Source organism: Weizmannia sp. WK01, from assembly GCF_025905465.1.
In the GTDB taxonomy this organism is placed as follows: domain Bacteria; phylum Bacillota; class Bacilli; order Bacillales; family Bacillaceae_C; genus Weizmannia; species Weizmannia faecalis.
The window spans coordinates 470409-493682 of sequence record NZ_CP109616.1 but is presented as its reverse complement, the minus strand read 5'-3'; the positions used below and the strand labels follow the sequence as shown (position 1 = coordinate 493682).

Genomic DNA, 23274 nt, shown 5'->3' with positions numbered 1-23274 from the left:
CCTGGCTGCAACTTTTTTATAGAATTCTATGATAAGGTGAACAAAGAAATAAAAGGCTAAGATGAAAAAAGAAATATGGACATGATCGAAAGTTGCGAATAAAAGAACCGGTAGAAAGATCAAAAGCCAAATATAAGTACTCCTCCATATTTTAATAAACTTTTCCATACGTTCCCCCTATATAAAAAGTATTTATGTTAATGTTTCTGCACCTCACCCAAAAACTCCTGCTAAATTCCCTAAACAGTAATGTCTGTTTCGTGACGCCATCACACCCGTAACCGATTTAAAGATTCTCAAGGACCATCCATTTGATTCTCACATCATGAACATTACGAACCATTCTGCATTCTGGTTTACTTACTGGAAAAGATTACGGCCGGCTGATGCGTTTGGCAGCCGGCCGTTGTTATCCTGTTTCCTATTTCTTAACGTATAGCGTCTCAGGCACTTTATCTAAAAGCGGGGTCACCGGACCGTTGCTGACAAGGGCGAGGTGGTGCATCGCCCGCGTCCCGACTGTATATAGCAGGGTGCGTTCTGCTTCATCCTTATATACAGACGCCGAAGCATCGAGCACGATGACGCTGTCAAATTCCAGCCCTTTCGCAAGATAAGACGGGATCAGGATGATGCCTTCCGGAAGATCGCTGTATTCTTTTTCAATAAAGGTCAGATCCAGTTCTTCCCGCAATGTTTCATACGCTTCGGCACACTGTTTCCGTGACTTGCCGATGATCGCAACGGTATTGCTCTCTTTTGCGTATTTTTTCGCAAACTGTACAACTTTTGCCAAAGCTTCTTCCTTGCCGCGGGCCACCGTAACAACCGGCAAATCGCCTTCGCGTTCAAACCATTCAATCTTCTCCCCGCCTGCTAAAATTTCTTTCGTAAAGCGGGTGATCTGGGCAGTCGAGCGGTAGCTTTTCGTCAAGTATACGACCTGCGCTTTTTCTTCACCGAAAATCTCCTTGATCAGCTCCATCTGCGAACGGCCGCTTGTGCCGAATATGGACTGGTTCAAGTCACCGAGCATCGTAAACTTGCTGTACGGGAACAAATAGCGCAAATAGGCAAGCTGGACCGGCGAATAATCCTGGATTTCATCAATAAACACATATTTGATCGAACTGCTCGTTGCTTTGCCTGTCAAAAGGTCAAAGAGATACAAAAACGGCACGGTATCTTCATAGGGCAGCCACCCTTCACGGAAAGCGGCGCGCGTTTTTGCATCAAGCCGTTCTTCCGCACCGGGAACAAATTCTGGTGCGCGCCGTAAAAAATCCAGATACTGGGCACGGATATGGAGATAATGGAACGTTTTAATTTGTTTTCGGATCGAGCTGAAGCGGCGGTTGACAATTTTACGCGCCAGAAATTCTTTCTCATAATTGGACTCGCTGAACGCATCATTGCTCTTGCGCGATTTGCGCTCGGCATATTGATGGGCGGCAAGAAAAGCTTCCGTCCCGAGCAGTTCCATTTCTTCTTCCACCCATGGCTTTTTCCGCTCTTCTTTTGCAATCTGTTCCAGTTCTTTCAGCAGCTTTTTGCTGACAAGCTGAAACCGGTTCGACAGCGAGTAACTTTTATCATAGGCATAAAACATCTCAGCAATTTTTTCCTTTGCCACGATCGTCTCGCCTTTAAAACGGATATCGCGGAAAAGGATGCCGCCGTTTAAAAGTTTTTCCACATAATCCCGAACGGCATGGAAAAAGGCAAGGCTGCCTTTGATTTGTGCTTCTTTCCTATTTTCGGCTTTGCCTTCGAGCGCTTCTTCCATTTGTTCGAGCAGGCTTTCGACTTTTAGCTTTTTGCCGGCACGTGCCTGGGCAAATTCCAGGAAAGTCGTCTGCTGCATATTGTTTTCCCCGAGCTCCGGGAGCACTTTTGACACATAATGATTAAATAGCTGGTTCGGCGAAAATAAAACCATTTGCTCGGAATGGAGCGAATCGCGGTAACGGTACAGCAAATACGCAATCCGCTGCAGGGCAACCGATGTTTTTCCGCTTCCGGCGGCCCCTTGCACGAACAGAAGATTGCTGGAAACATCACGGATAATCCGGTTCTGTTCTTTCTGAATCGTCGCCACAATATTTTTCATATGGGTATTTGCATTTGCTCCAAGCATTTCCTGCAGCATTTCATCGCCAATCGAAACACCGGTATCAAACATCGCTTCAATATGGCCGCGCCGGATTAAAAACTGCCGTTTCAAATCCATGATGCCTTCGCGCCTGCCGTCCGGCGCCTGGTACGAAACCGGGCCGGGCACTCCGTCATAATAAATACTGGAAATTGGCGCACGCCAATCGTAAACGAGATACTCATCCTCATCCCGGTAGGAAGCAATGCCGATGTAAATGGGCTCGGAAGGTTCCCCTTCTTCATGAAAATCGACGCGGGCAAAATATGGAGAATAAATGAGGCGATCAAGTTTTTTCACATCTTTTTCCATATGCCCATAGCTTCGTTCGCGTTCAGCAAGGAGTTCTGCCTGCTGGCGGACGCTCGCCGATGTTTCTACGACATCATCCGGCTCATCGAGGTTCACCGTTACGTCTTCCCAGAACGTATTGCGGATTTCCTGTGCCTCGCCGCGGACAGCCCTTACTTTGGAGAGCAGTGTATCCTTTTCGTGCTTCATTTTTTCAATTGTATCATCAACGCGTTTTTGTTCCTTTAACCATTCTTCATCGTGTGGCATAGAACCGGCCCCTTCCTGACAGTAAGAGTATAGAAAATTTTTCTTAAAAAAATGAACAAACTATCTTAGCTCTGTTGCCTGCTGTAAAAGTAGTCATCATGCAAATTGGCTTGATGTCAAAACATAAGTTCATTTTATATGGCATGAAGCGGTATACCCCGGCATCCCAACCAGTAGGGAAAAATGTAGCACCGCAAGCCAATAAATTTGACAATGGGATGAGGAGATGATATAATTAAGATGGTAAAATATATATTCCCCATCCGTTGCACTCCGCATCTTAGTATACCACGTTTCCGCCTGATTTTCCAATGTCTGGTCTGTTCTCTTTTACCATTCCATGTTTTTTTCCGTTCTGTTGCCTGCCACAAAAAGTAGGACTCATGCCGAATGGGTGCTCGGGGTTGATGTAAAAACTTAAGTTATTTTATAGAGAAGACCGCATAATCTCTCATCTTGCCATTCTTTTTCTTCATTTCCCTTTTTCAAGCATAAAGTGATGCACGCTGGCAAAACCTATCCGTAATACTGTTTGTTGGAGGTTGCTAACGTGGAAAATCCAGTACTGACCATTGTCGTTCCCTGTTACAACGAAGAGGCTGTTTTATACGAAACGGAACGCCAGCTGACGGAAATGGTGTATTCCTTGATGAACGAAGGCCTGATCAGCCCGAAAAGCAGTATTTTGTTTGTCGATGACGGCAGCCGTGACCAGACATGGACGATGATCGAGGAAATTGTAAGGAAAAACCGGCTTGTCAAAGGATTGAAGCTTTCGCGCAATTTCGGGCACCAAAAAGCGCTGCTTGCCGGGCTCGAAACAGCAAAAGAAGAGGCTGACTGTGTCATTTCCATCGATGCTGATTTGCAGGATGACATCTCGGTTATGCGCGAATTTCTATTGAAGTTTCACGACGGCTGTGACATTGTGTACGGCGTGCGGAAAAAGCGGGAGAAAGATACCTTTTTTAAAAGAGCGACTGCCCAGGGGTATTACCGGGCAATGAAAAAACTCGGCGTTGATCTCGTATACAATCATGCGGATTACCGGCTGATGAGTAAGCGTGCGCTGGAGGAGCTTTCCCGCTTCCCTGAGCAAAATTTATTTTTGCGCGGTGTGGTGCCGTTAATCGGCTTGCAAACGGCCGAAGTGCTTTACGACCGGAAAGAACGGGCAGCCGGCGAGAGCAAGTATCCGCTCAAAAAAATGCTGGCGTTTGCCTTTGACGGCCTTACTTCTTTTAGTGTGGTGCCGATTCACTTTATTACCCTTGTCGGTTTGTTTACTTTTTTATCAAGCACCATCGCCGGCTTGTATGCACTTTTTGTAAAAATTTCCGGCCATGCGGATGACGGCTGGGCTTCGATTATCATCTCCATTTGGTTTTTAGGCGGCTTTATGTTAATGAGTATGGGGTTAATCGGCGAGTATATTGGTAAAATTTACCAGGAAACAAAAAGGCGTCCGCGCTACACGATTGCGCAGGATGCACAGCAGGAGACAATCAGCCAGCAATTGTTGCGGACACAGCAGGATTCGGCAAAAAGGATTAATTGACAAGCCTGTTGTCGCTTTTTACGTCGTATCAGAAGCGGTGGTTGGCTTGTTCCACCCCGCCGCTTCCTTCTATCTCGCTTTTTTGGGAAGCCGTGTTTTCGTATGCGGCAAAGCACCTCGGTGAACGCGTAAACACGGGCTTCTTTTCTTTCAGGTCATTTTACGAAAAGAGCCGCGAAAACCACAGACCAGCCTGTAAGGACCGGAACGAAACCTAGGCTCCCTCAAGTGCAAAAAAGCGAAAGGCACACATCATCCTTTCGCTTTTCCTGCTTCAAAATGGAATCACGCCAATCACCAATGCCACAATGATCATAACGAGTGCCGATACGCACGCCCATTTTAAGAAAGCACGCTGCAAATCACCAAACTCGGCACCGACCATGCCGACCAGCAGATAGGTGGATGGGACGAGCGGGCTCAGCAAATGGACCGGAAGCCCGAGCAATGATGCCCTGCCAATTGCCTCCGCGCTAATGCCGTACGCTGCCGCTGCCTTTGCAACGAGCGGGAGAACGCCGTAATAAAATGCATCATTGGACATGAAAAAGGTAAACGGTGCACTGATGACTGCCGTGATGACAGCAAAATGCGGGCCCCAGGCTGCTGGAACGTGGGTAATCAATGTGTTTGCCATTGCATCAACCATTTTTGTCCCGGACAAAATGCCTGTAAAAATCCCGGCTGCAAAAATCATTCCCACAACCGACATCGCATTTCCGGCATAGGCTGCAACCCTTTCTTTCTGGACATCCATATTCGGATAGTTGACCATCGCCGCAATGGCAAAACCGAGCATAAACAAAACCGCTGTCGGCAGGACTTCCATAATGAGCCCAACAAGCAGCGCAATCGTCAAAAGGCCGTTGAACCAAATGAGTTTCGGGCGCTTTAATTCATTCCCCTCACCGACTGCAACTGCTGCAGCCTGTTCCAAAATTGCTTCATTTTCTGAGCTGATGATCCCCAGCCGTTTTCTTTCTTTACGCCCGAGATAAAAAGCAAGGAGAAAGACAAATAGCAAGCCGCCGATCATAGACGGAATCACCGGCGTGAATAGATCTGACGTCTCGAGGCCGAGCGCACTCATTGCCCTAGCTGTCGGGCCTCCCCATGGCAGCAGGTTCATCACGCCCGATCCGGAAACGGCAATGCCCGCAAGCACGAGCGGTTTCATGCCGATCCGCTGGTAAAGCGGCAGCATCGCGGATATGGTAATCATATAGGTGGTCGTGCCGTCCCCGTCAAGCGATACCAAAACGGCTAAAACCGCTGTCCCGATCGCAATTTTGAGCGGATCCCCTTTTACGAGTTTTAATATTTGCGAGATCACCGGGTCAAATAACCCCGCGTCGATCATGAGTCCAAAATAAAGAATGGCAAATAAAATCATAATGCCGGTCGGCGCAACGCTTGTAACCCCGTCGATCGCCATCTTCCCGATTCCTTTCCAAAACCCGCCGATAACCGCAAAAATGATCGGCACCAACATCAACGCAATCATGGCGGACAAACGTTTCGTCATGATCAAAAACATGAAAACAATAATCATCAAAAAACCCATGAATGCCAACAAAACAGCCACCCCTTCGTTCGTTTCTTTCAGTTTACCCAACGAAGCAACCATTGTAAGCGTTTTCAACATTATTGATATAAAATCCATTTTGATTATTTTGTTTATTTTGTTCACGAACAGAAAAGGGGGAAGGGTGTAAAAGCAACATGTGCCCAGTACTCGCTAACGAAGCCCGGCCGATCTAATGGTCGGTGAGCCTCGTGCAAGAGCAACACGTACCCAGTACTCCCCAGTATCCCGTCACGGTCCCAACACTTATGGAAAACCCGATTTCCATTTTTTGTAACCCTCGTTTTCACAACCTGCCGTACAGGCGTTTAAACAAGGTAATATTTCCGCTCCGGCCTGCCGACGATGCCGTATTCGACTTCTGCCCTGCACGTCCGGATTGAAACCAGGTATTCCAAATAGCGGCGGGCGGTTGTCCGGGAGGCGCCGATTTTTTCGGCGACCTGTTCGGCGGACTGCCCCTGGTCCGGAATCAGCACTGCTTTTACTTTGCTCAGCGTAATCGCATCAATTCCTTTCGGCAGCTCCGTTTCCTGCGTCCCCGCTTCCCGGCGTGGCGACCCGAACAGCGAATCAACCCAGGCCTGATCCACCGTACCCGCTGTTTCCAGGAGGCGCTTTTTATCCAGATACTTTTCGACCGTCTCCTTAAACTGCTTAAGCGAAACCGGCTTGATTAAATAATGTTCCACCCCATAATGAAGCGCCTTTTCGATAAAATCCTTTTCCACAGCGGCTGTAATCATCATAATGTCGAGATGCGGCGACAACGCCCGCAGGTCAGGAAGCAGATCAACACCGATCCGGTCGGGAAAATATACATCCAGAAGCAAAAAATCCGGAGACTTTTCCTCTACAAGCGCCAGTGTTTCTTTTGCATTCAAGGCTTTGCCAACCACTTCGAAACAAGGGAACTCCGCCAGAAACTTTTCATGGACAAGCGCCACACGGAAATCATCCTCGGCGATCACCGCTTTTATTGTTTTCAACTGTTGACACCCTCCCTTTTCGGCAAATAAACCGTAAAAACCGTTCCTTCCCCGGGGTGGCTGTGGACTTCAATAAAACCTCCAAGTTCAGACACAGCATGAGCGGCATTGGATAAGCCAAACCCTCTGTTCGCTTCTTTTGCTTTTGTTGTAAAACCCCTTTCAAATATATGCCCGAGGACCGCTTCTTCCATGCCAGGTCCGTTATCGCTGATTTCAAATACAATGTCATCCCCCATATCTGTCGCAAAAAACAAGACGGCCGGGTGATCGGTTTTTCCCGCTGCTTCAAAAGCATTGTCGAGCAGATTGCCAAGCATGACAATCAGCCGCATCACATCGATTTGCTTTGGCAACCTTTCTAAAGAACTGTTCGGATCAATATCAAAATGAATCTTTTTTTCGGATGCTTTGCCGAGTTTGCCGAGCAAAACCGCCTGGACTTTCATGTCTTTTATCTTCTCAAAAACACGGGCGTGCTGGTTTTTCAAAGATGCCGTCTCTTCCCTGATAAATTCAATTGCGTCTTCATAAGCCCCAAGCTGCAACAGCCCGGAAAGGACATGCAGCTTATTTGCGTATTCATGGGACTGGGCCCGCAAATCTTCCGAGTATTGGCGGACTTCGCTCAATGTATTGGCCATTCGTTCAATTTCCGAACGGTCGCGAAAAGAAGCAACCGCCCCCTGCACTTTCCCTCGTTCATTCAGAATCGGAGTACTGTTTACAATGAGCGTCCGGTCTTTCCATACCATTTCCCGGTCCTTTTGCGGCTTGCCGGATTTTAACACGGCGTAAAAAATGGAAGCCGGTATCAGCTTGTCAATCTTTGTACGCCTGACCGATCCGTCAATATGCAGCATTTTTTTCGCTGGCTGATTCATGGTAGTGACAAACCCTTCCCGGTCAACAGCAATAATCCCTTCTTTAACCGCATGTAAAATGGCCCGCTTTTCTTTGTAAAGCGACGCGATTTCGAACGGTTCAAGCCCCATTGTGTCTTTACGGATATCCCGGGCAAGCAGCACGCTTCCGATAATGGCCCCGAAAAAAGCGAGCAGTGCGACGCCAGCCACTTTCATCATGTGCATGTTGGTCTGCCGATTCACATCACTTAACATGAACCCGACCGACACGATGCCAATAATGTTTCCGTTCCGGTCGCGTACCGGTGTTTTCCCTCTTAATGACGGGCCAAGTGATCCTTTTGCGCTTGAGATATAGGATTCCCCTTTCAAAATGGCCCGTTCATTGTCACCGCCAACCATCTTTTTGCCAATCCGGTCCGGGAGCGGATGGGAGTAGCGGATCCCTTCCCTGTTGCCGACAACGATAAACTCGGCGCCGGTTTCTTTGCGGATTTTTTCCGCAAGCGGCTGAATCGTTTTGGACGGATCTTTGCTTTGGAAAGCATTCACAACAGCCGGCATTGCCGCCACCGTTTTCGCAATATTTAACGCCAGGCGCCCTTCCTGTTGTTCGATTCGGCGCTGCTCCAGCACCATAAAATAACCGGAAATCGTGCCGATGATCAAAAAAGACAGAAGCAGCACAAGCCCCAGTATTTTTGTCTGCAATGAAACCTTTCTTTTACGCATCCCCATCCCCCGCCAAAAAGGATTTATCTTCATTTTACATGATTTTTGGAAATGTTGCGGCGAAAATGGCATGATGCGCTAAACCGCGTTCCCAATCTAAGCAAAATAAAAGCCGCCGGGATTGTCCCGGCAGCCTGGAAAGGGGCTGGTATTTCTTCTATTATTTTGCTGCAGCCTGTTCGTAAACCGCATCTTCGTACGGCTGGCCGTAAGCATGTTCGCCGTGCAACGTAATATCAAGACCTCTTTTTTCCGCTTCTTCATCAACACGGATCGGCATAAACAATTGGATCGCTTTGATGATAATAAAGGAGGCAATACCAACGAAAATATAGGTGGACACAATGGCGACGAGCTGTTTCCAGACGAGCGACGGATCACCGTAGAACAAACCGTTCGCGCCAGCAGAATTGACCGCTTTAGAGGCGAACAGGCCGGTTGCAATGCCGCCCCATGTGCCACCGATGCCGTGAATGCCGAATGCATCCAGCGTATCATCATAGCCGAGTTTCGATTTCAAATACGTGACGCCCCAGAAGCAGACGATGCCGCCAACCAGGCCGATCAGGATCGAAGCCATTGGCGTTACAAACCCGGCTGCCGGCGTGATCGCTACAAGCCCTGCAATGCCGCCCGAGATCGCGCCTGACAATGTCGGCTTTTTATTGACAATCCATTCCACCGCGGCCCAGCCGATTAACCCGCAAGCCGCCGCAGTATTGGTATTGATGAAAGCATACATGGCAACTTCATTTAACGATAAGGCACTTCCGACGTTAAATCCGAACCACCCGAGCCAAAGGAGACTGCCGCCGATCAGGACAAGCATTAAGTTATGCCGTCCGGTCTCGGATTCTTTCCGTTTTCCGAGCACAAGCGCGAGGATGAGGGCCGCCACGCCGGAAGAAATATGAACCACATTGCCGCCTGCAAAGTCGAGTGCGCCAAGGTTGCGGATCCAGCCGCCAACGCCCCATACCCAGTGGGCAACAGGCGCATAGACGAGCACGCACCATAAGGAAATGAAAATCAAGTATGCCGAAAACCGCATCCGTCCGACAAAACCGCCTGAAATAATGGCAATGGTTAAAACCGCAAACGTCATTTGGAACATCATGAATAAGTTATGCGGAATCGTCGCACTGTAATCTGCATTCGGTTTAAACGTGACATCGTGCAACCCCGCCCAGCTTAAATCGCCGAGAATCGCGTTGCCGCCGGTTGAAAACGCCAGCGAATAACCAACAAGAATCCATAATACCGATACAATCCCAAGCGAACCGAAGCTGTACATCGCGGTGCTTAAAACGTTTTTGCTTTTCACCATCCCCCCGTAAAACAGCGCAATCGCAGGTGTCATGACCCAAACAAGCGCCGTCGATACAAACATAAAGACCGAATCTGCAGGAACCATTTGCCTCTTCCTTTCTGATGTTAGATTTTATAACGCATCTTTGTTATATAAATTATCATATGTGATGTCAGCCATTTTTTCAATACTTTTTCGTTAATTTTTTTAAAATTTTTATATTTGTTGTCAGGTTTTCTTACATACCGATCAGAACGCGCTTTCAAATTTTAAACGAAAAGGACTGTTTTCCTCATGCAAGCTTTTAAAATGATTGGCGCATCCTAAAATGTGGTACAATCTGTCTGTAAAACTCCAAAGAAAGAAGGGAATTGGATGAACCCGTTTACGTTTTACAACCCGACTGAACTGATTTTCGGAAAAGGGCAGCTCGAAAAGCTCGATGAAAAAATCGACCAGCTCGGAAAACGGATCTTGCTTGTATATGGCGGCGGCAGCATCAAACGTTCCGGCTTGTATGACAAATTGCAGGCAATTTTTGAGAAGAAAGGCTGCCATGTGCGCGAACTTGCGGGCGTTGAACCGAATCCGCGCCTGTCCACCGTTAAAAAAGGCATCTCCCTGATCCGCGAAAATGAACTCGACTGGATTCTTGCTGTCGGCGGCGGCAGCGTCATCGACTGTTCGAAAGCAATCGCAGGCGGTGCCCTGTATGACGGCGATGTATGGGATTTTTACGAAAGAAAGGCGAAAGTGGAAAAAGCGCTGCCGCTTGGCACTGTGCTGACGCTGGCTGCGACGGGTTCAGAGATGAATAAAGGCTCGGTGATTACGAACTGGGAAACGCAACAAAAACACGGAGCAAGCATGACTTTCCCGACGTTCTCGATTTTAGACCCGGAAAATACGTTTACCGTGCCGCGTAACCAGACTGTTTACGGCATTTCGGATACGCTCTCGCACGTATTTGAGCAATATTTTTCGCATACAAAAGAAATTCCGCTGCAAACCGGTTTTGCAGAAACGATTATGAAAACAGTGATCGAAAATGCGCGTAAAGTGCTGCAAAACCTTGAGGACTATGATGCGCGCGCAAACTTAATGCTGAGCTCCACTTTTGCGCTCAACGGCCTGCTTGCGACCGGCGTGGAAACCGACTGGGCAACGCACTCGATCGAGCACGCCGTCAGCGCTGTTTACGATATCCCGCACGGCGGCGGGCTTGCGATCATCTTCCCGAACTGGATGAAGTACGTCTATAAAGAAAATATCCCGCGTTTCAAACGGTTTGCCGTTGAGGTATGGGGCGTGGATCCTGCAGGGAAAACGGATGAGGAAATTGCACTTGCTGGCATTGATGCAGTCCGCGCTTTCTTTAACGAAATCGGCGCGCCAAGCCGGCTTGCAGATTACAATATCGGCGATGACAAGCTCGACGTCATGGCAGAAAAAGCTTTGCCATTCGGCCCGATCGGCAACTTTAAAAAACTGGGCAAGGAAGATGTGCGGGAAATTTTGAAGATGAGTTTGTAAAAAGAAAAGGATGTCCTTTATAGGGCATCCTTTTCTTTTTGATGGGAGCCTGCGAAATGAGAGGATTAAAACCCGCCTCCGCTTCCGAACCATCTGACCATAGCGTCGGCCCGTTGGAAACCGGTACATGAATGGAGAATGCGAAACGGGGGTTGAACCCGTCTCCGTACGAATCATCTCGCAATAGCGGCGGCCCATTGGAAACTGGCACAAGAATCGAAATGGGGTTACAACCCGCCCCCACTTCTGAATCATCTGGCCATAGTGTCAATCCATTGGAAACCGGTACATGAATGGAGAATGCGAAACGGGGGTTGAACCCGTCTCCGTACGAATCATCTCGCAATAGCGGCGGCCCATTGGAAACTGGCACAAGAATCGAAATGAGGTTACAACCCGCCTCCACTTGAATCAACTGGTCATAGTGGCGGACCGTTGGAAACCGGCCAAGAAAGGAACCTAAGAAATGGGGGTTACAATCCGCCTCCACTTCTGAATCATCTCGCAATAGAGGTGGCCGGGTGACTAGCCTAAGCAAAGGAACCCCGTCAGGAAGCAGTCTTCCCAACGGGTTGCAGTTACTCCAACACTTCTTTATATACTTTATTTTCCCGCATCAAAACCGGGTATAAAACCAGGCCGATGACAAACAGCCCGATGCCGAGGAAGAACGTTTTTAAATCGGCAGTGCCGGTAATGATAACCCATACCGAATACACTAGCGCAATACCGGTAATGATACCGTCTGTTGTGCGAGCGCCTAGCGACGTATAAGTTTCACCGGCTGCCACCAGCTTCAACTGGTAAATAACCGATACAAGATACGGAATCAAATAGGCCAGTGTTGCCACGACAATGGCAAAATCGTACGCTTCCGAAATGGTGTCCGACACAGTGGAGAATAAAAAGATTTGCGTCATGATATTCGTTACCAATAGCGAACGGGACGGTGATCCTTTTCTGTTCGTTTTCCCGAAAAATGCCGGAAAAAGGCCGGCCTTTGCCGCCTGGTATGGCACTTCGGAGCTGACGATAATCCAGCCGACAGTTGAACCAAACAAGGAAATGAGCGCCAGTGCGGCTAATATATACTGGCCGTTTGCACCGAGCACCTGACCGAGCGCATCGACAAGCGGTTTATGTGAAACGCGCAGTTCCGCCTGGGACAAAGCGCCCATTGTCAGTAGTGTAATGCCGACATAAATCAGGATCGAGATCAACAGGCCGAGAAGTGTTGCCTTTTTCACATCTTTTTGTGATTTGGCGCGGTTTGACAGCATCACTGCCGATTCTATGCCGATAAACGCCCACAATGTGGAGATGGCGCCGCCGTTAATTTGCCCGAAGAGAGAAACGGCGTGGCCGTCCGCATCGGTAAAAGCTTTCGCATTGCCGAAGTTCGCGGCATCGAATGCAAAAACGGTAATGACGATAAACATCATAAAGCCGAGTACTTTTGTGACCGTCGCGATAAGATTCATTTTTCCGCCACTGTTAAAGCTATGCGACAGGATCGATTGAATCCCCCAAAGCATGACTGTACACACAGCAAATGTCAAAAATTTTCCGGTCTCCATTTGGAAAGATCCGAGCGTAAACAGGATTTTCGTGCTTTGCATAATCGGGAAAAATGTCGTTAAATAACCCGCAAACGAAATAATGACGGAAGCCGTTGCCGCCCAGTTCGCTGCCCAGTAGCCCCATGCCATGCTGTAGCCGGCGACCCGGCCTGCCTGTTTCGATTTAAAAAGCGACTGTGCGTAGCTTTGCGGTCCTGCTTTCAGTTCCGGTTTCCGGATGGCCAGGTTTCCGAACACGAGCGCAATCATCAAAACGCCAAAACCGGTCAGCACCCACGCAAGTGTAGAACCGAGCGCCCCGGCCTTATTTGCGAGATTAGCCGGCAGCATGAAGACCCCGCCGCCCACCATATTACCGACGACGAACGTGGTTAATGTCCAAAGTCCCCATTTTTTATTCATATATGTTCACCCTCTGTGTTGTTCTCGGTAAAATTTATGACTTTATTTTAGCGTGTTTCTTTAGTTTAGTAAAGTGGTAAATTAGTAATTCGTTAAAATAAATTTTGGAATAGATTTTCTGGAAATGGGAAACCCGATTGCATCAAGCAATCGGGTTTCCGATGGATCAAATTTTTAATGGAAAATACTTTCTTCCTTCCGTGGTCACGATCTGCCGCACTGAGCATCGGTTTTCTTTCGTAAAGGTGACCAGAGAACCGTTCAGGTCCTCTTCTACCGCTGTAATTCGAAATCCGCAATCCAGCAGACGGTCAATCTCCGCTTTTTCTTTCAGGAATAAAATGGATTCGCGCATCATTTTTTCCTTTTACACTGTGGCTGCTGTCGGGGACTGCAGAGCACCCTGGTTAATTTTTTTGCGTTTCAAATATTTCCCACTTCCCGGCTGGCCAATAAATTTTTTGTCTTTGATGACAAAATTGCCACGGCATAAAACAGAGATTGGCTCTCCTGTGATTTCCATGCCTTCAAACGCGCTGTAATCCACGTTCATATGATGGGTTTTTGCAGAAATTACGCACTTTACTTCCGGATCAAAAATAACGAGATCTGCGTCCGCCCCGACAGCTATTGTTCCTTTTTCCGGGAACAGGCCGAACAGTTTCGCCGGTTGGGTGGAAACAATGTCCACAAACTGGTTCAAGGATAAGATCCCCTTTTTCACGCCTTCTGAAAAAAAAATACTGAACCGGTCTTCGATAAACGGGCCGCCGTTCGGGATTTTAGAAAAGTCATTGCGTCCGAGCTGTTTTTTTCCGTTAAAGTTAAAAGAGCATTGATCCGAGCCAAGGGTTTGCAAAATGCCGGCCTTTAAAGCGTCAAACAGCACTTTCTGGTGATGCTTTTCGCGGAGCGGCGGCGACCAGACGTATTTGGCGCCTTCAAAATCCGGTTTTTCCAAATAAGACTGGTCAAGCACAAGGTATTGCGGGCATGTTTCTCCCCATACTTTGTATCCTTTGGCGCGTGCTTCGGCGATTTGCTTGACGGCTTCGGCACAGGTGACATGGACGACATACAGCTGGGAATCCGCCATGTGGGCCAGCTCGATTGCCCGGTGTGTCGCTTCCCCTTCCGCTTCGGGAGGCCTGGTTAAAGCATGGTAAATCGGTTCCGTGTGTCCCTCTGCAAGCGCCTTTGTAACCAGTTCGTCAATGACGCTCCCATTTTCGCAGTGGACCATTACGAGCGCGCCTGCTTCTTTTGCGGCTTTAAATGCGCGGAACAGGGTGCGGTCATCAGCTTGGAATTCTTTTGCGTATGCCATAAAAACTTTCAGCGAGGTGATTCCTTCTTTTTCCAGTAAGAGTGGCAATTCTTCCAGCACCTTTTCATCCAGATTGGCAAGCATCAAATGGAAACCATAATCAATGGCAGCTTTGCCCTCCGCTTTGCCATGCCAGCGCGCAACGGCTTTTTCCAACGTATCATCCCCTGTTGTAAGGCAGAAATCAATGATCGTGGTGGTGCCGCCGAATGCTGCGGCAATTGTGCCGGTTTCCCAGTCATCATCGGTTACCGTATTGTTGAACGGCATGTCTAGGTGTGTATGCGGATCGACCCCGCCCGGAAAAATATAAGCCCCCTTTGCATCTATGATTTCTGCATCATCTGCTGTGAGATTGCGTCCTATTTCTATAATTTTCTCCCCATCAACCAGCAAATCAGCTTCATAAGTGTCCGCTGCGGTTACAACAATTCCATTTTTAATAAGTTTTTTCATGTATTTCCCTCCATTTAACTGATTGTGATTTCGTCGGCTTCAAGACCGGATATTTTTCGCTGGCGTTCATTCCAGGTAAGCGGCATTTCCCCTCGTAACGGTATCATTGTGATGGCGCCGTCCGCTGGGCAGACAAGCGAGCAAAGATTGCAGCCGACGCAGTCTTCTTCGCGCACCCTTAAAATGCTTTTTCCGGAAGTATCCACCAGCCTGTCAATACACTGGTGAGCCGTATCCTCACAAGCGATATAGCACTTATTGCAATGAATGCAATGCTCCTCGTTAATGCGGGCGACTGTCCTGTAATTAAGGTCGAGTTCTCCCCAGTTTTTGTATTTCGGTACGGATTTTCCAATAAGGTCCGAAGCTGATTGCAACCCTTTTTCATCCAAATAATGGTTCAATCCGTCAATCATATCCTCCACGATTGAGAATCCGTGGTGCATGACGGCTGTGCAAACTTGGACATTGGAGGCGCCCATCAGCATAAATTCAGCTGCGTCTTTCCAGGTGGCGATCCCTCCGATTCCGGAAATCGGGACGGGGATGTCAGGGTTGCGGGCACATTCTGCCACCATACTTAATGCGATCGGCTTCACGGCCGGGCCGCAGTAGCCGCCGTGTGTGCCAAGGCCTGCTACGTGGGGGACGGTCTGCCAGGTATCGAGGTCCACCCCCATCAGGCTGTTAATCGTATTGATCATACTGACGGCATCGGCTCCACCCTGTACAGCAGCGAAGGCAGTGGCTGTAATATCCGTTATATTCGGAGTCAGTTTTACAATCACCGGGGTTTTTGCGGCTTCCTTGACCCAGTAAGTCTGCTGTTCAACCAGCTGCGGGACCTGGCCGGATGCCGCACCCATCCCGCGCTCCGCCATGCCGTGCGGGCAGCCAAAATTTAATTCGAGTCCATCAACACCGGCATCCTCCACCCTTTTGACAATTTCATGCCATTTTTCCCGTTTTGGCTCCACCATCACCGAGGCAATAATTGCTCGATCAGAAAATTTCTTTTTCGTTTCAGTAATTTCTTTCAGGTTTACATCCAGCGGCCGGTCTGTAATCAGTTCAATATTATTGAAACCGGCCATTCTTCTTCCGCTATAGGAAAGTGCGGCGAACCGGGACGTGACATTTAAAATCGGATCGCCGAGCGTTTTCCAAACCACCCCGCCCCATCCGGCTTCAAATGCACGCTGTACCTGGTAGCCGGAATTGGTCGGCGGCGCCGATGCCAGCCAGAAAGGATTGGGCGAACGGATGCCGGTAATCTCAACGTTTAAATTTGCCAAAAACTAAACCTCCTCTCTCATGTAACGCGTCTGCATGGCGCGTTGAATGGCATATGCTGCCTTCTTTCCCTGTTCAACCGCACTGACTACCATCGCTTCCGTGGGGCCGATGCCAAAAATAACGTCTCCGGCCGCATAAATTTTTTCATTGGAAGTTTGATAAGTTTCCGGATCCACTGCAAGAATACCATGGTGATGCACAAGGCCGAATGCATTGATTAGATCAGTACGGCGGTTTTGGCCAATCGCCCGGACCACCACGTCTGTTTCTAGCCTAAATTTCGGATCTTCTGTTGCCTGGATCTTGCGTTTTCCAGAGGCATCAGGTGCGCCAAGCACGACCCGGCTCAAAGAAAGCGCCGTAACATTGCCGGATACATCGCTGATGATTTCTGCGGGCTGCCACTGCCATCTGAATTCAATTCCCTCCCGCTTCGCAAATTCGTATTCACTTTTGTAAGCCGTCATTTCCGCTTCGGTTCTGCGGTAGACAATTTTTACATCCGCCGCCCCCGCGCGCTTCAGGCAGGTGGCAGCATCGATCGCTGTATTCCCGGCACCGATGACAACCGCCCTTTTGCCCTTAAATTCATTCGTTATCCTGCCTTCTTTGATATTCTCGATCAATTCAATTGCATCCAAAACGCCGTTGTACTCCTCTCCGGGGATGCCGAGGCGCGGAACATTTCCCATTCCGCATGCAACTAGCACGGCATCATAGCGGGAGAGGATTTCCTCCGCTGAAATGTCTTCGCCGACCCTTATTTCTGTCAAAATCTCCACGCCCAAAGCTGTCACTTGGTCCGCTTCCCAGAGCGGAATTTCCTGGGGAAGGCGGAACGGGACAATCCCGTATGTATCGAGTCCGCCCGCTTTTTCCTTTGCTTCATAAACAGTGACGCCAAAGCCGTACCTCGCCAGTTCCCTAGCCGCGGATAAACCGGCTGGGCCGCTGCCGATAATGGCAACCTTCATGCCGTTTGACGTGCGTTTTTCAAAAAGAGTCTCCCCGGACTGCATCGCCCAGTTAACGGCATGCCGCTGCAAATCGCCAATCATAATCGGCAGGGAAAGCTCGTTCAGCACGCATGCCCCTTCGCACAATTCTTCGGTAGGGCAGACGCGGGCACAGGTCGCCCCCATCGGATTGGCTTCCAGAATCGCACGCGCGGAACCTTTCAAATTGCCCGTGGCGATTTTCCGGATAAAAGAAGGAACGGGAATGCCGGTCGGGCAGGCTTTCGTACATGGCGCATCATAACAGTATAAACAACGGTTTGCTTCTTCCACTGCTTCCTGTGCGGATAAATCTCGCCGAACTTCTTTAAACACGGCTGAGACCGTCAAAGATTCCATTCAAACACCCCCTGCAAGTTATATTTGATTGCTTTGTTCCGCAACGGTTGCGGTCACCGCACCGCCTTTTTCATGACGGCTGACAAAAACGGTGATGTCTTCATATGCTTTCTGGGACAACAAACTCCTGTCATTGCGCATCAGCCAGCTGTAGGCAACAGCGGCAACTAAGATTCCGACTGTCCACGCATTGTCCCACAAAAATCTAAGGCCCGGGACAAGAAGCCCCACAACCGGAACCGCAATGCCGATCACAAGCGCAAATACCCCGCTCGTATTAATTCCGGAAGAATAGTTGTAGCGCCCGTTCGTCTCATACAGTTCTTTTAGGTCAAACCTCCGGCGCCTTACAATCCAGTAATCGGCGATCGCAATACCGTCAATCGGGCCGAGGAGCGCACCGTATGTGCCAAGAAAACCGTAAATCAGATTTTGAAAGTTTGACATGAGGTACCATGGCTGCATGGCAATGGCAAAAAGGCCTGTCACAATTGCGCCCGACGCAAATGTCAGGCGCCGCGGCCATAAATTTTCAACTGCCCGGGCCGGGGCCACCAGGTTCGCGCCGACATTGACCGTAATGGATGAAATGGCGACAACAATGGCCCCGATAAAAACGACAAGAGTCGGGAATTTTGAAAGCAGATCAACCGGCTGCCAAAGTGCCTGACCAAAAATCACAACGGTGGCGGAAGTGACGAAAATGCCGATAAAAGAGAATATTGTCATCGTCAGCGGCAGCGCAAACGACTGGGAAATCATCATCGATTTTTGGTTCACCGCATGGCGGGCAAAATCGGGAATATTAAGCGCAAGCGTTGCCCAAAAGGCTATGACGCCGGTCAGTGCCGGGAAGAACACCGCGAGAAATTCGCCTGTCGTCTGGAACTTGCTCGGCGCTGTGAGTATTGGCCCCCAGCCATTGACATGGGTGGCCGCCCAGATAAATAAAATTATGGACGAGACCCCAACCACCGGTGTAGAAATGGTGGCAAGCCATTTAATCGCTTCAGGCCCTTTGATCCCAATGCCAACATTTAACGCCCAGAAAAGCAGAAATACAATTCCGGTATGAAAAGGCAGGCCGGACCAGCCCGAGACCATGCGCGACATCAAGGCGTCAATACTTGTCGTGCCGATCCAGGTATTAATCCCGAACCAACCGGCTGCCACGATCGCACGAGCCAAAGTCGGAATATGTGCGCCTTTTGATCCGAACCAGAGCCTTGCAAATACCGGATAAGGAATCCCAAATTTTGCACCGGCATGCGCATTTAACAAAATCGGGACCAGCACAACGCAGTTTCCAAGAAAAATGGTCAGAAGTGCCTGCCACCAGTTCATCCCAAGCGAGATCATGCCGCTTGCCATTGTATAGGAAGGAATGATCAGGCACATGCCGATCCATAAAGCTGCAAAACTCCTTCCTGTCCAGGTATGCTCTTCTTTTGTTGCAGGGCGCAGGTCATCATTCCAGAGGTTTGAGTGCTGCAATTGTTCTGCCGTTTCCTTCGTCAGGATGACAATACCGTTTTCTTCAATTTGTGATTTCATCCGTTCCCCTCCGTTTTCATTTGCTGTTATTGCCCTGTAAGCAAAGACAACACGGTATCCAGTGCCACGTTTGCGCCGCGCGCGCAGTCTTCATATGACGTCAGTTCTTCCTCACAGTGGCTTTTGCCACCTGCACTCGGTACAAAAATCATCGCGGTTGGCAGGTAGCTTGCAATAAATTGCGCATCATGGCCAGCGCCGCTGTACATTCTTTTGGCGGAAATCCCAAGCGACTGAGCCGATTTTTCAAGCCGGCTGACAATGCCCTGATCAAATGCAACGGTATCACGGGACCATAATTTTTTTGAAGCAATCGTGCATCCGCCCATTTCCTGCGGTAACGTCCTGATTGTACTCACCACCTGCGACACTACTTGAGGATCTTTGTGCCTTGCTTCAAGTGTGAACACCACTTTATTCGGAATGACGGTATGGATATTCGGATACACATTCATCCGCCCCATCGTATAAACAAGTTCCGGGTCAAGCATACTCAATTGTTCACGAACATCCCTGATGATGTCACAAGCAACGAACAATGCATCCCTCCTCATGCCCATCGGCGTCGTGCCAGCATGGTTGGATTCGCCAGTGACTTCAATTTCATAATTGACCATGCCGACGACCCCTTCGACAATTCCGATTTGTTTGTCTTCACTTTCCAGGACCGGACCTTGCTCGATATGCATTTCAAGAAAGGCGGCTGCTTTCTTCAGGCGGTTTTCAACGCTGCCGGCATAACCGCTCGCCGAAAGCGCCTCTCCGAATGTCATCCCCGTCTCATCCCGGCTTTGAAGAACGGTTTGCTTATCAAATTTGCCCGAAATGACCCCCGAGCACATCATCGCCGGCTCAAATCTTGCCCCTTCTTCATTTGTAAAATTGACGATGGTAAAAGGGATTTCCAATTTGATCCGGTTGTCATGAATCGTGCGAGCCACTTCCAATGCCGCCGCGACACCAAGAACGCCATCAAAGCGTCCGCCCTTCTTGACGGAATCGAGATGGGAGCCCATCACCACAGGCGGCTTGCCTTCTTTGCCGGGCATTGTAGCATACATGTTTGCCATGTCATCGTATTTCACTTCCATCCCGATTTCCTTACAGCAAGTTTCCAAGTACTCCCTTGCTGTAAGATCTTCCTGCGACAATGATAACCGTGTAACCCCGTTATTCGGCGTCCGCCCGAATGACGCAAACTTTTCCAGCGTTTCCTGTAACCTTTGTGCATTAACCAGCATTTTTTGTTGCTGCATGCCTTTCTCCTCCTTTTGTTGAATATCACTGAAAAAACAAAATCACTATTTTTATTGTTTTAATGTTTATTTTTAAGCTAATTTTCAGTTTATTTTTTTGTGAAAAAATCTACTGTTCACCGCTAATGAACGCCGAAGCTTTTATCAAGCCAGTTTAACTTTTCCGCCTGCGAGCCGGCTGTACATAACTTTCAATTTGTCTTTTGTTATATTCACTGGGCTATTCTGCATATTTGGTGCAAAGCTCGCTGCGACAAGCCGGTCCAGATCTGCTTCCGTTTCAATACCTGCTTCCTCAAGCGTCGTGATAAGCCCCATTTCTTTTTTCATTTCATCAATACGACCGGCAAGCGCGTCCGCATCTTTGAACCCGAGGCAGCGGCTGAACGCTTCAAGGCGCCCGCTTTCCGGTCCTTCCACACTGTTCAAACGCCAGAACGACGGCAGGGTAAAAGCGCAGGCTTCCCCGTGCGCAATGCCGAATTCCTGAGTCAGCGGGTAAGAGCAGGCATGGGCGGCGGCCGTCTGCGTCATGTTAAAAGCAAGCCCGGCTGTGACGGATGCCTCACTCATTTTTGCCCGCGCCTGCAGATTTCCAGGTTCATGGTAAGCCGGGAGCAGGTATTCAAACACGAGCGCTGCAGCCCGTTCAGCCGCCATATCTGTATAAGGCTGGTGCTTTTTCCCATAATAGGCTTCAAGGGAATGTGCAAGCACATCAAGCCCGCTTGACGCTGTAACATGTTTCGGGCACGAGAGCGTCAATTCAGGATCCACGAGAGCATACGCGGGGTAAAGGAAATCACTTGAAATCAGCGCCTTAATGCCTTTTTTGGTATCGGTCAGGACCGACACATTGGTCACTTCGCTCGCAGTCCCTGAAGTTGTGGGAATGGCGATCAGCGGAATGCCCGGTTGCACAAGCGTTTGTGCTTTTGCCAGAAACGCAGACGCGCTGTATGGCGTCTGCGCGATGCAGGCAGCAGCTTTCGCGCAATCGAGGACACTGCCTCCCCCGATGGCAACCGCGAAATCTGCTCCTTCTTCACGCAGCATCCGCGCGCAATCATCCGTGTTTTTTACGGTCGGATTTTGCTGAATACTTGAAAACACCGCCGTAAGCGCACCACCAGCTTCTTTCATGATATCCTGCGCAATTCCCTGTCTGAGCATCGACGGGGCGCTGATTAAAATGCCCTTTTTTCCGCCTGTCTGTTTGATGATTTCAGGTAGCTTCCTGATCTTGCCGGCCCCGAAATCAATCGGGACGGGCTGTTTATAAAAAAAGTCCTCCATTTCAACAATCCCTTACCTTTCCGCAGTTCACCGGCCGGCGCCAATGAAGTTTTTGAAAAACTTTCTATCCCAACAATGCTTTTCCTCATTTTACCGTTAAAGTATTTGCAGGAAACAATACGTTCTCTTCAAACTCGCGAAGGGCCGTTTCAAACAAGTTCATCGCTTCATTCACCTGTTCGGCTGTAATGATCAGCGGCGGGGCAATAATCACACTTGACTCATGCGAATAGGTATAAAAACCTTTTTCTGCAAGCAGCGCTACAAATTTCTTCATAAGGCCGGACGGATCTTTTCCGTAATCCATGCCATATGCCTGAAGCGGTTCCTTCGTTTCCTTATCTTTTACGAGCTCGACTGCGGCAAAGAGGCCGATCGAGCGGACATCTCCGACTGCGCGAAATTTTTTCAACTGTTTGAGCCGTTCTGCCAGCACACCCCCGGTTTCGCGGGCATTTTCAAGCAGATTCTCTTCCTGGTAAATGTCCATCGAGGCACAGCCAATTTGAGCTGAAACCGTGTGACCGCTGTAGGTCAGGCCAGTCAGAAAAATATGCTCATCGAAGTATTCCGCTACGTCCCGGCTGAGAATGACACCGCCAAGCGGGCTGTATCCGCTTGTCACTCCTTTTGCGAAAGTAATCATATCTGGTTCAAAAGGATAGTGCTGGACAGCAAACATTTTGCCCGTCCGACCAAAGCCGGTCATCACTTCGTCGCAGATCATCAGGATTCCGTAGCGGCTGCACAATTCGCGCACGCCTTCAAGATATCCTTTCGGCGGGATGAGGACGCCATTTGAGCCCGGAACCGGCTCAAGGAAAACAGCGGCAATCTGATCAGGCCCTTCATAGAGGATCTGGCTGTGCAGACGGTTAAGGTAAAAAGCGGACGCCGCTTCCTCACTTTCAAAATCCAGCGTTTCGCGGTACAGATAGGGTGTTTCAAATTTTACAAAACCGGGGATCCCTGGTTCCACGAGAAAGCGCCGCGATTCCCCTGTCAGGTTGCCGGCTCCAAATGTCGCGCCATGGTAGGAACGATAGCGCGAAAAAATTTTATAACGCCCGGTGGCCATCCGCGCAATTTTCACAGCATGGTCATTGGCGTCCGCACCCCCATTTGTAAAAAATACTTTGGCCATGTTTTCCGGTGCCGCCTTAACAATTTTGCGGGCAAGTTGAGATTTTGGCGCGGTGGCAAACGCCGGCGCGGCGAGCGGAATTTCCCCGACCGATTTAAACGCCTCCAACAATTTTGGGTGCCGGTGCCCGACATTCAAATAAACAAGCTGGGAGCACATGTCATAGCACTTATGATCCCTTTCATCCCAGAAAAAAATGCCTTTTGCTTTCGTGATTACCGTTGGCCGCACATACGCCTGTTTCGCCCACGAGTGCATGACATACTGCCGATCGTCTTGCTGGATTTGCGTAATCTCCGCTTCATTCATGATTGACAGCTCCA

General features: G+C 49.2%; 16 protein-coding genes. 2 read left to right on the top strand and 14 right to left on the bottom strand.

The genetic code is table 11. The features are described from left to right. Positions 1-421 precede the first annotated feature (421 nt). Positions 422-2713, bottom strand: a complete 2292-nt coding sequence (helD, locus tag OF158_RS02380) for an RNA polymerase recycling motor HelD (protein ID WP_035182634.1) — start codon at positions 2711-2713, stop codon at positions 422-424. 550 nt (positions 2714-3263) lie between these two features. On the opposite strand from helD, the gene OF158_RS02375 reads away from it, so the two are divergent. Beyond that, a complete protein-coding gene (locus OF158_RS02375) occupies positions 3264-4271 on the top strand; it encodes a glycosyltransferase family 2 protein (RefSeq protein WP_017550628.1) in 1008 nt (335 codons plus the stop codon). 274 nt (positions 4272-4545) lie between these two features. Here the strand turns inward: OF158_RS02375 and OF158_RS02370 are convergent, their stop codons facing one another. The 4 genes from OF158_RS02370 to OF158_RS02355 form a co-directional block, all read right to left on the bottom strand. Continuing rightward, entirely contained in the window at positions 4546-5847 is a 1302-nt protein-coding gene (locus tag OF158_RS02370) for a CitMHS family transporter (protein WP_035182639.1), read from the bottom strand. Positions 5848-6164: 317 nt separating this feature from the next. Next, positions 6165-6845: a response regulator gene (locus OF158_RS02365; RefSeq protein ID WP_017550630.1), complete on the bottom strand. Its 681-nt coding sequence runs from the start codon at positions 6843-6845 to the stop codon at positions 6165-6167. Further along, entirely contained in the window at positions 6842-8443 is a 1602-nt protein-coding gene (locus OF158_RS02360) for an ATP-binding protein (RefSeq protein ID WP_026684233.1), read from the bottom strand. The genes OF158_RS02365 and OF158_RS02360 overlap by 4 nt, the downstream gene beginning before the upstream one ends. 160 nt (positions 8444-8603) lie before the next feature. After that, positions 8604-9857 (bottom strand): ammonium transporter, encoded by a 1254-nt coding sequence (locus tag OF158_RS02355; protein WP_017550632.1) that lies wholly within the window; start codon positions 9855-9857, stop codon positions 8604-8606. Between the two features lie 270 nt (positions 9858-10127). On the opposite strand from OF158_RS02355, the gene OF158_RS02350 reads away from it, so the two are divergent. Beyond that, a complete protein-coding gene (locus OF158_RS02350) occupies positions 10128-11285 on the top strand; it encodes an iron-containing alcohol dehydrogenase (protein ID WP_017550634.1) in 1158 nt (385 codons plus the stop codon). A 578-nt stretch (positions 11286-11863) separates the two neighbouring features. Here the strand turns inward: OF158_RS02350 and OF158_RS02345 are convergent. From OF158_RS02345 to OF158_RS02305, 9 genes are all read right to left on the bottom strand, one after another. Then, complete coding sequence (locus OF158_RS02345) at positions 11864-13267, bottom strand: amino acid permease (RefSeq protein WP_014096298.1); 1404 nt, start codon at positions 13265-13267, stop codon at positions 11864-11866. Between the two features lie 166 nt (positions 13268-13433). Continuing rightward, on the bottom strand, positions 13434-13622 hold the full coding sequence (locus tag OF158_RS02340) for a hypothetical protein (protein ID WP_014096299.1): 189 nt from the start codon (positions 13620-13622) through the stop codon (positions 13434-13436). Positions 13623-13634: 12 nt separating this feature from the next. Further along, the gene (hydA, locus tag OF158_RS02335; RefSeq protein WP_264302949.1) at positions 13635-15050 is read right to left on the bottom strand and encodes a dihydropyrimidinase; all 1416 of its coding nucleotides are present in this window, start codon (positions 15048-15050) and stop codon (positions 13635-13637) included. Between the two features lie 14 nt (positions 15051-15064). Further along, positions 15065-16345 (bottom strand): NAD-dependent dihydropyrimidine dehydrogenase subunit PreA, encoded by a 1281-nt coding sequence (gene preA / locus OF158_RS02330; protein WP_035182637.1) that lies wholly within the window; start codon positions 16343-16345, stop codon positions 15065-15067. A 3-nt stretch (positions 16346-16348) separates the two neighbouring features. Then, entirely contained in the window at positions 16349-17701 is a 1353-nt protein-coding gene (locus OF158_RS02325; RefSeq protein WP_017550635.1) for an NAD(P)-dependent oxidoreductase, read from the bottom strand. Positions 17702-17719: 18 nt separating this feature from the next. Beyond that, positions 17720-19255, bottom strand: coding sequence for an NCS1 family nucleobase:cation symporter-1 (locus tag OF158_RS02320; RefSeq protein WP_014096303.1), 1536 nt, complete (start codon positions 19253-19255; stop codon positions 17720-17722). Between the two features lie 26 nt (positions 19256-19281). Further along, positions 19282-20511 carry a Zn-dependent hydrolase gene (locus OF158_RS02315; protein WP_014096304.1) on the bottom strand — a complete coding sequence of 410 codons (1230 nt, stop codon included), beginning with the start codon at positions 20509-20511 and terminating at the stop codon, positions 19282-19284. Positions 20512-20655: 144 nt separating this feature from the next. After that, positions 20656-21807, bottom strand: coding sequence for an iron-containing alcohol dehydrogenase family protein (locus OF158_RS02310; protein WP_014096305.1), 1152 nt, complete (start codon positions 21805-21807; stop codon positions 20656-20658). A gap of 85 nt (positions 21808-21892) precedes the next feature. After that, on the bottom strand, positions 21893-23260 hold the full coding sequence (locus OF158_RS02305; RefSeq protein ID WP_014096306.1) for an aminotransferase class III-fold pyridoxal phosphate-dependent enzyme: 1368 nt from the start codon (positions 23258-23260) through the stop codon (positions 21893-21895). Between the last annotated feature and the right edge of the window lie 14 nt (positions 23261-23274).

Bases quoted from the DNA above. Each gene is read 5' to 3' on its own strand.
- helD (WP_035182634.1), bottom strand. From the start codon at position 2,713: ATGCCACACGATGAAGAATGGTTAAAGGAACAAAAACGCGTTGATGAT.
- OF158_RS02360 (WP_026684233.1), bottom strand. From the start codon at position 8,443: ATGCGTAAAAGAAAGGTTTCATTGCAGACAAAAATACTGGGGCTTGTG.
- OF158_RS02355 (WP_017550632.1), bottom strand. From the start codon at position 9,857: ATGGTTCCTGCAGATTCGGTCTTTATGTTTGTATCGACGGCGCTTGTT.
- OF158_RS02350 (WP_017550634.1), top strand. From the start codon at position 10,128: ATGAACCCGTTTACGTTTTACAACCCGACTGAACTGATTTTCGGAAAA.
- OF158_RS02345 (WP_014096298.1), bottom strand. From the start codon at position 13,267: ATGAATAAAAAATGGGGACTTTGGACATTAACCACGTTCGTCGTCGGT.
- OF158_RS02340 (WP_014096299.1), bottom strand. From the start codon at position 13,622: ATGCGCGAATCCATTTTATTCCTGAAAGAAAAAGCGGAGATTGACCGT.
- hydA (WP_264302949.1), bottom strand. From the start codon at position 15,050: ATGAAAAAACTTATTAAAAATGGAATTGTTGTAACCGCAGCGGACACT.
- OF158_RS02325 (WP_017550635.1), bottom strand. From the start codon at position 17,701: ATGGAATCTTTGACGGTCTCAGCCGTGTTTAAAGAAGTTCGGCGAGAT.
- OF158_RS02320 (WP_014096303.1), bottom strand. From the start codon at position 19,255: ATGAAATCACAAATTGAAGAAAACGGTATTGTCATCCTGACGAAGGAA.
- OF158_RS02315 (WP_014096304.1), bottom strand. From the start codon at position 20,511: ATGCAGCAACAAAAAATGCTGGTTAATGCACAAAGGTTACAGGAAACG.
- OF158_RS02310 (WP_014096305.1), bottom strand. From the start codon at position 21,807: ATGGAGGACTTTTTTTATAAACAGCCCGTCCCGATTGATTTCGGGGCC.
- OF158_RS02305 (WP_014096306.1), bottom strand. From the start codon at position 23,260: ATGAATGAAGCGGAGATTACGCAAATCCAGCAAGACGATCGGCAGTAT.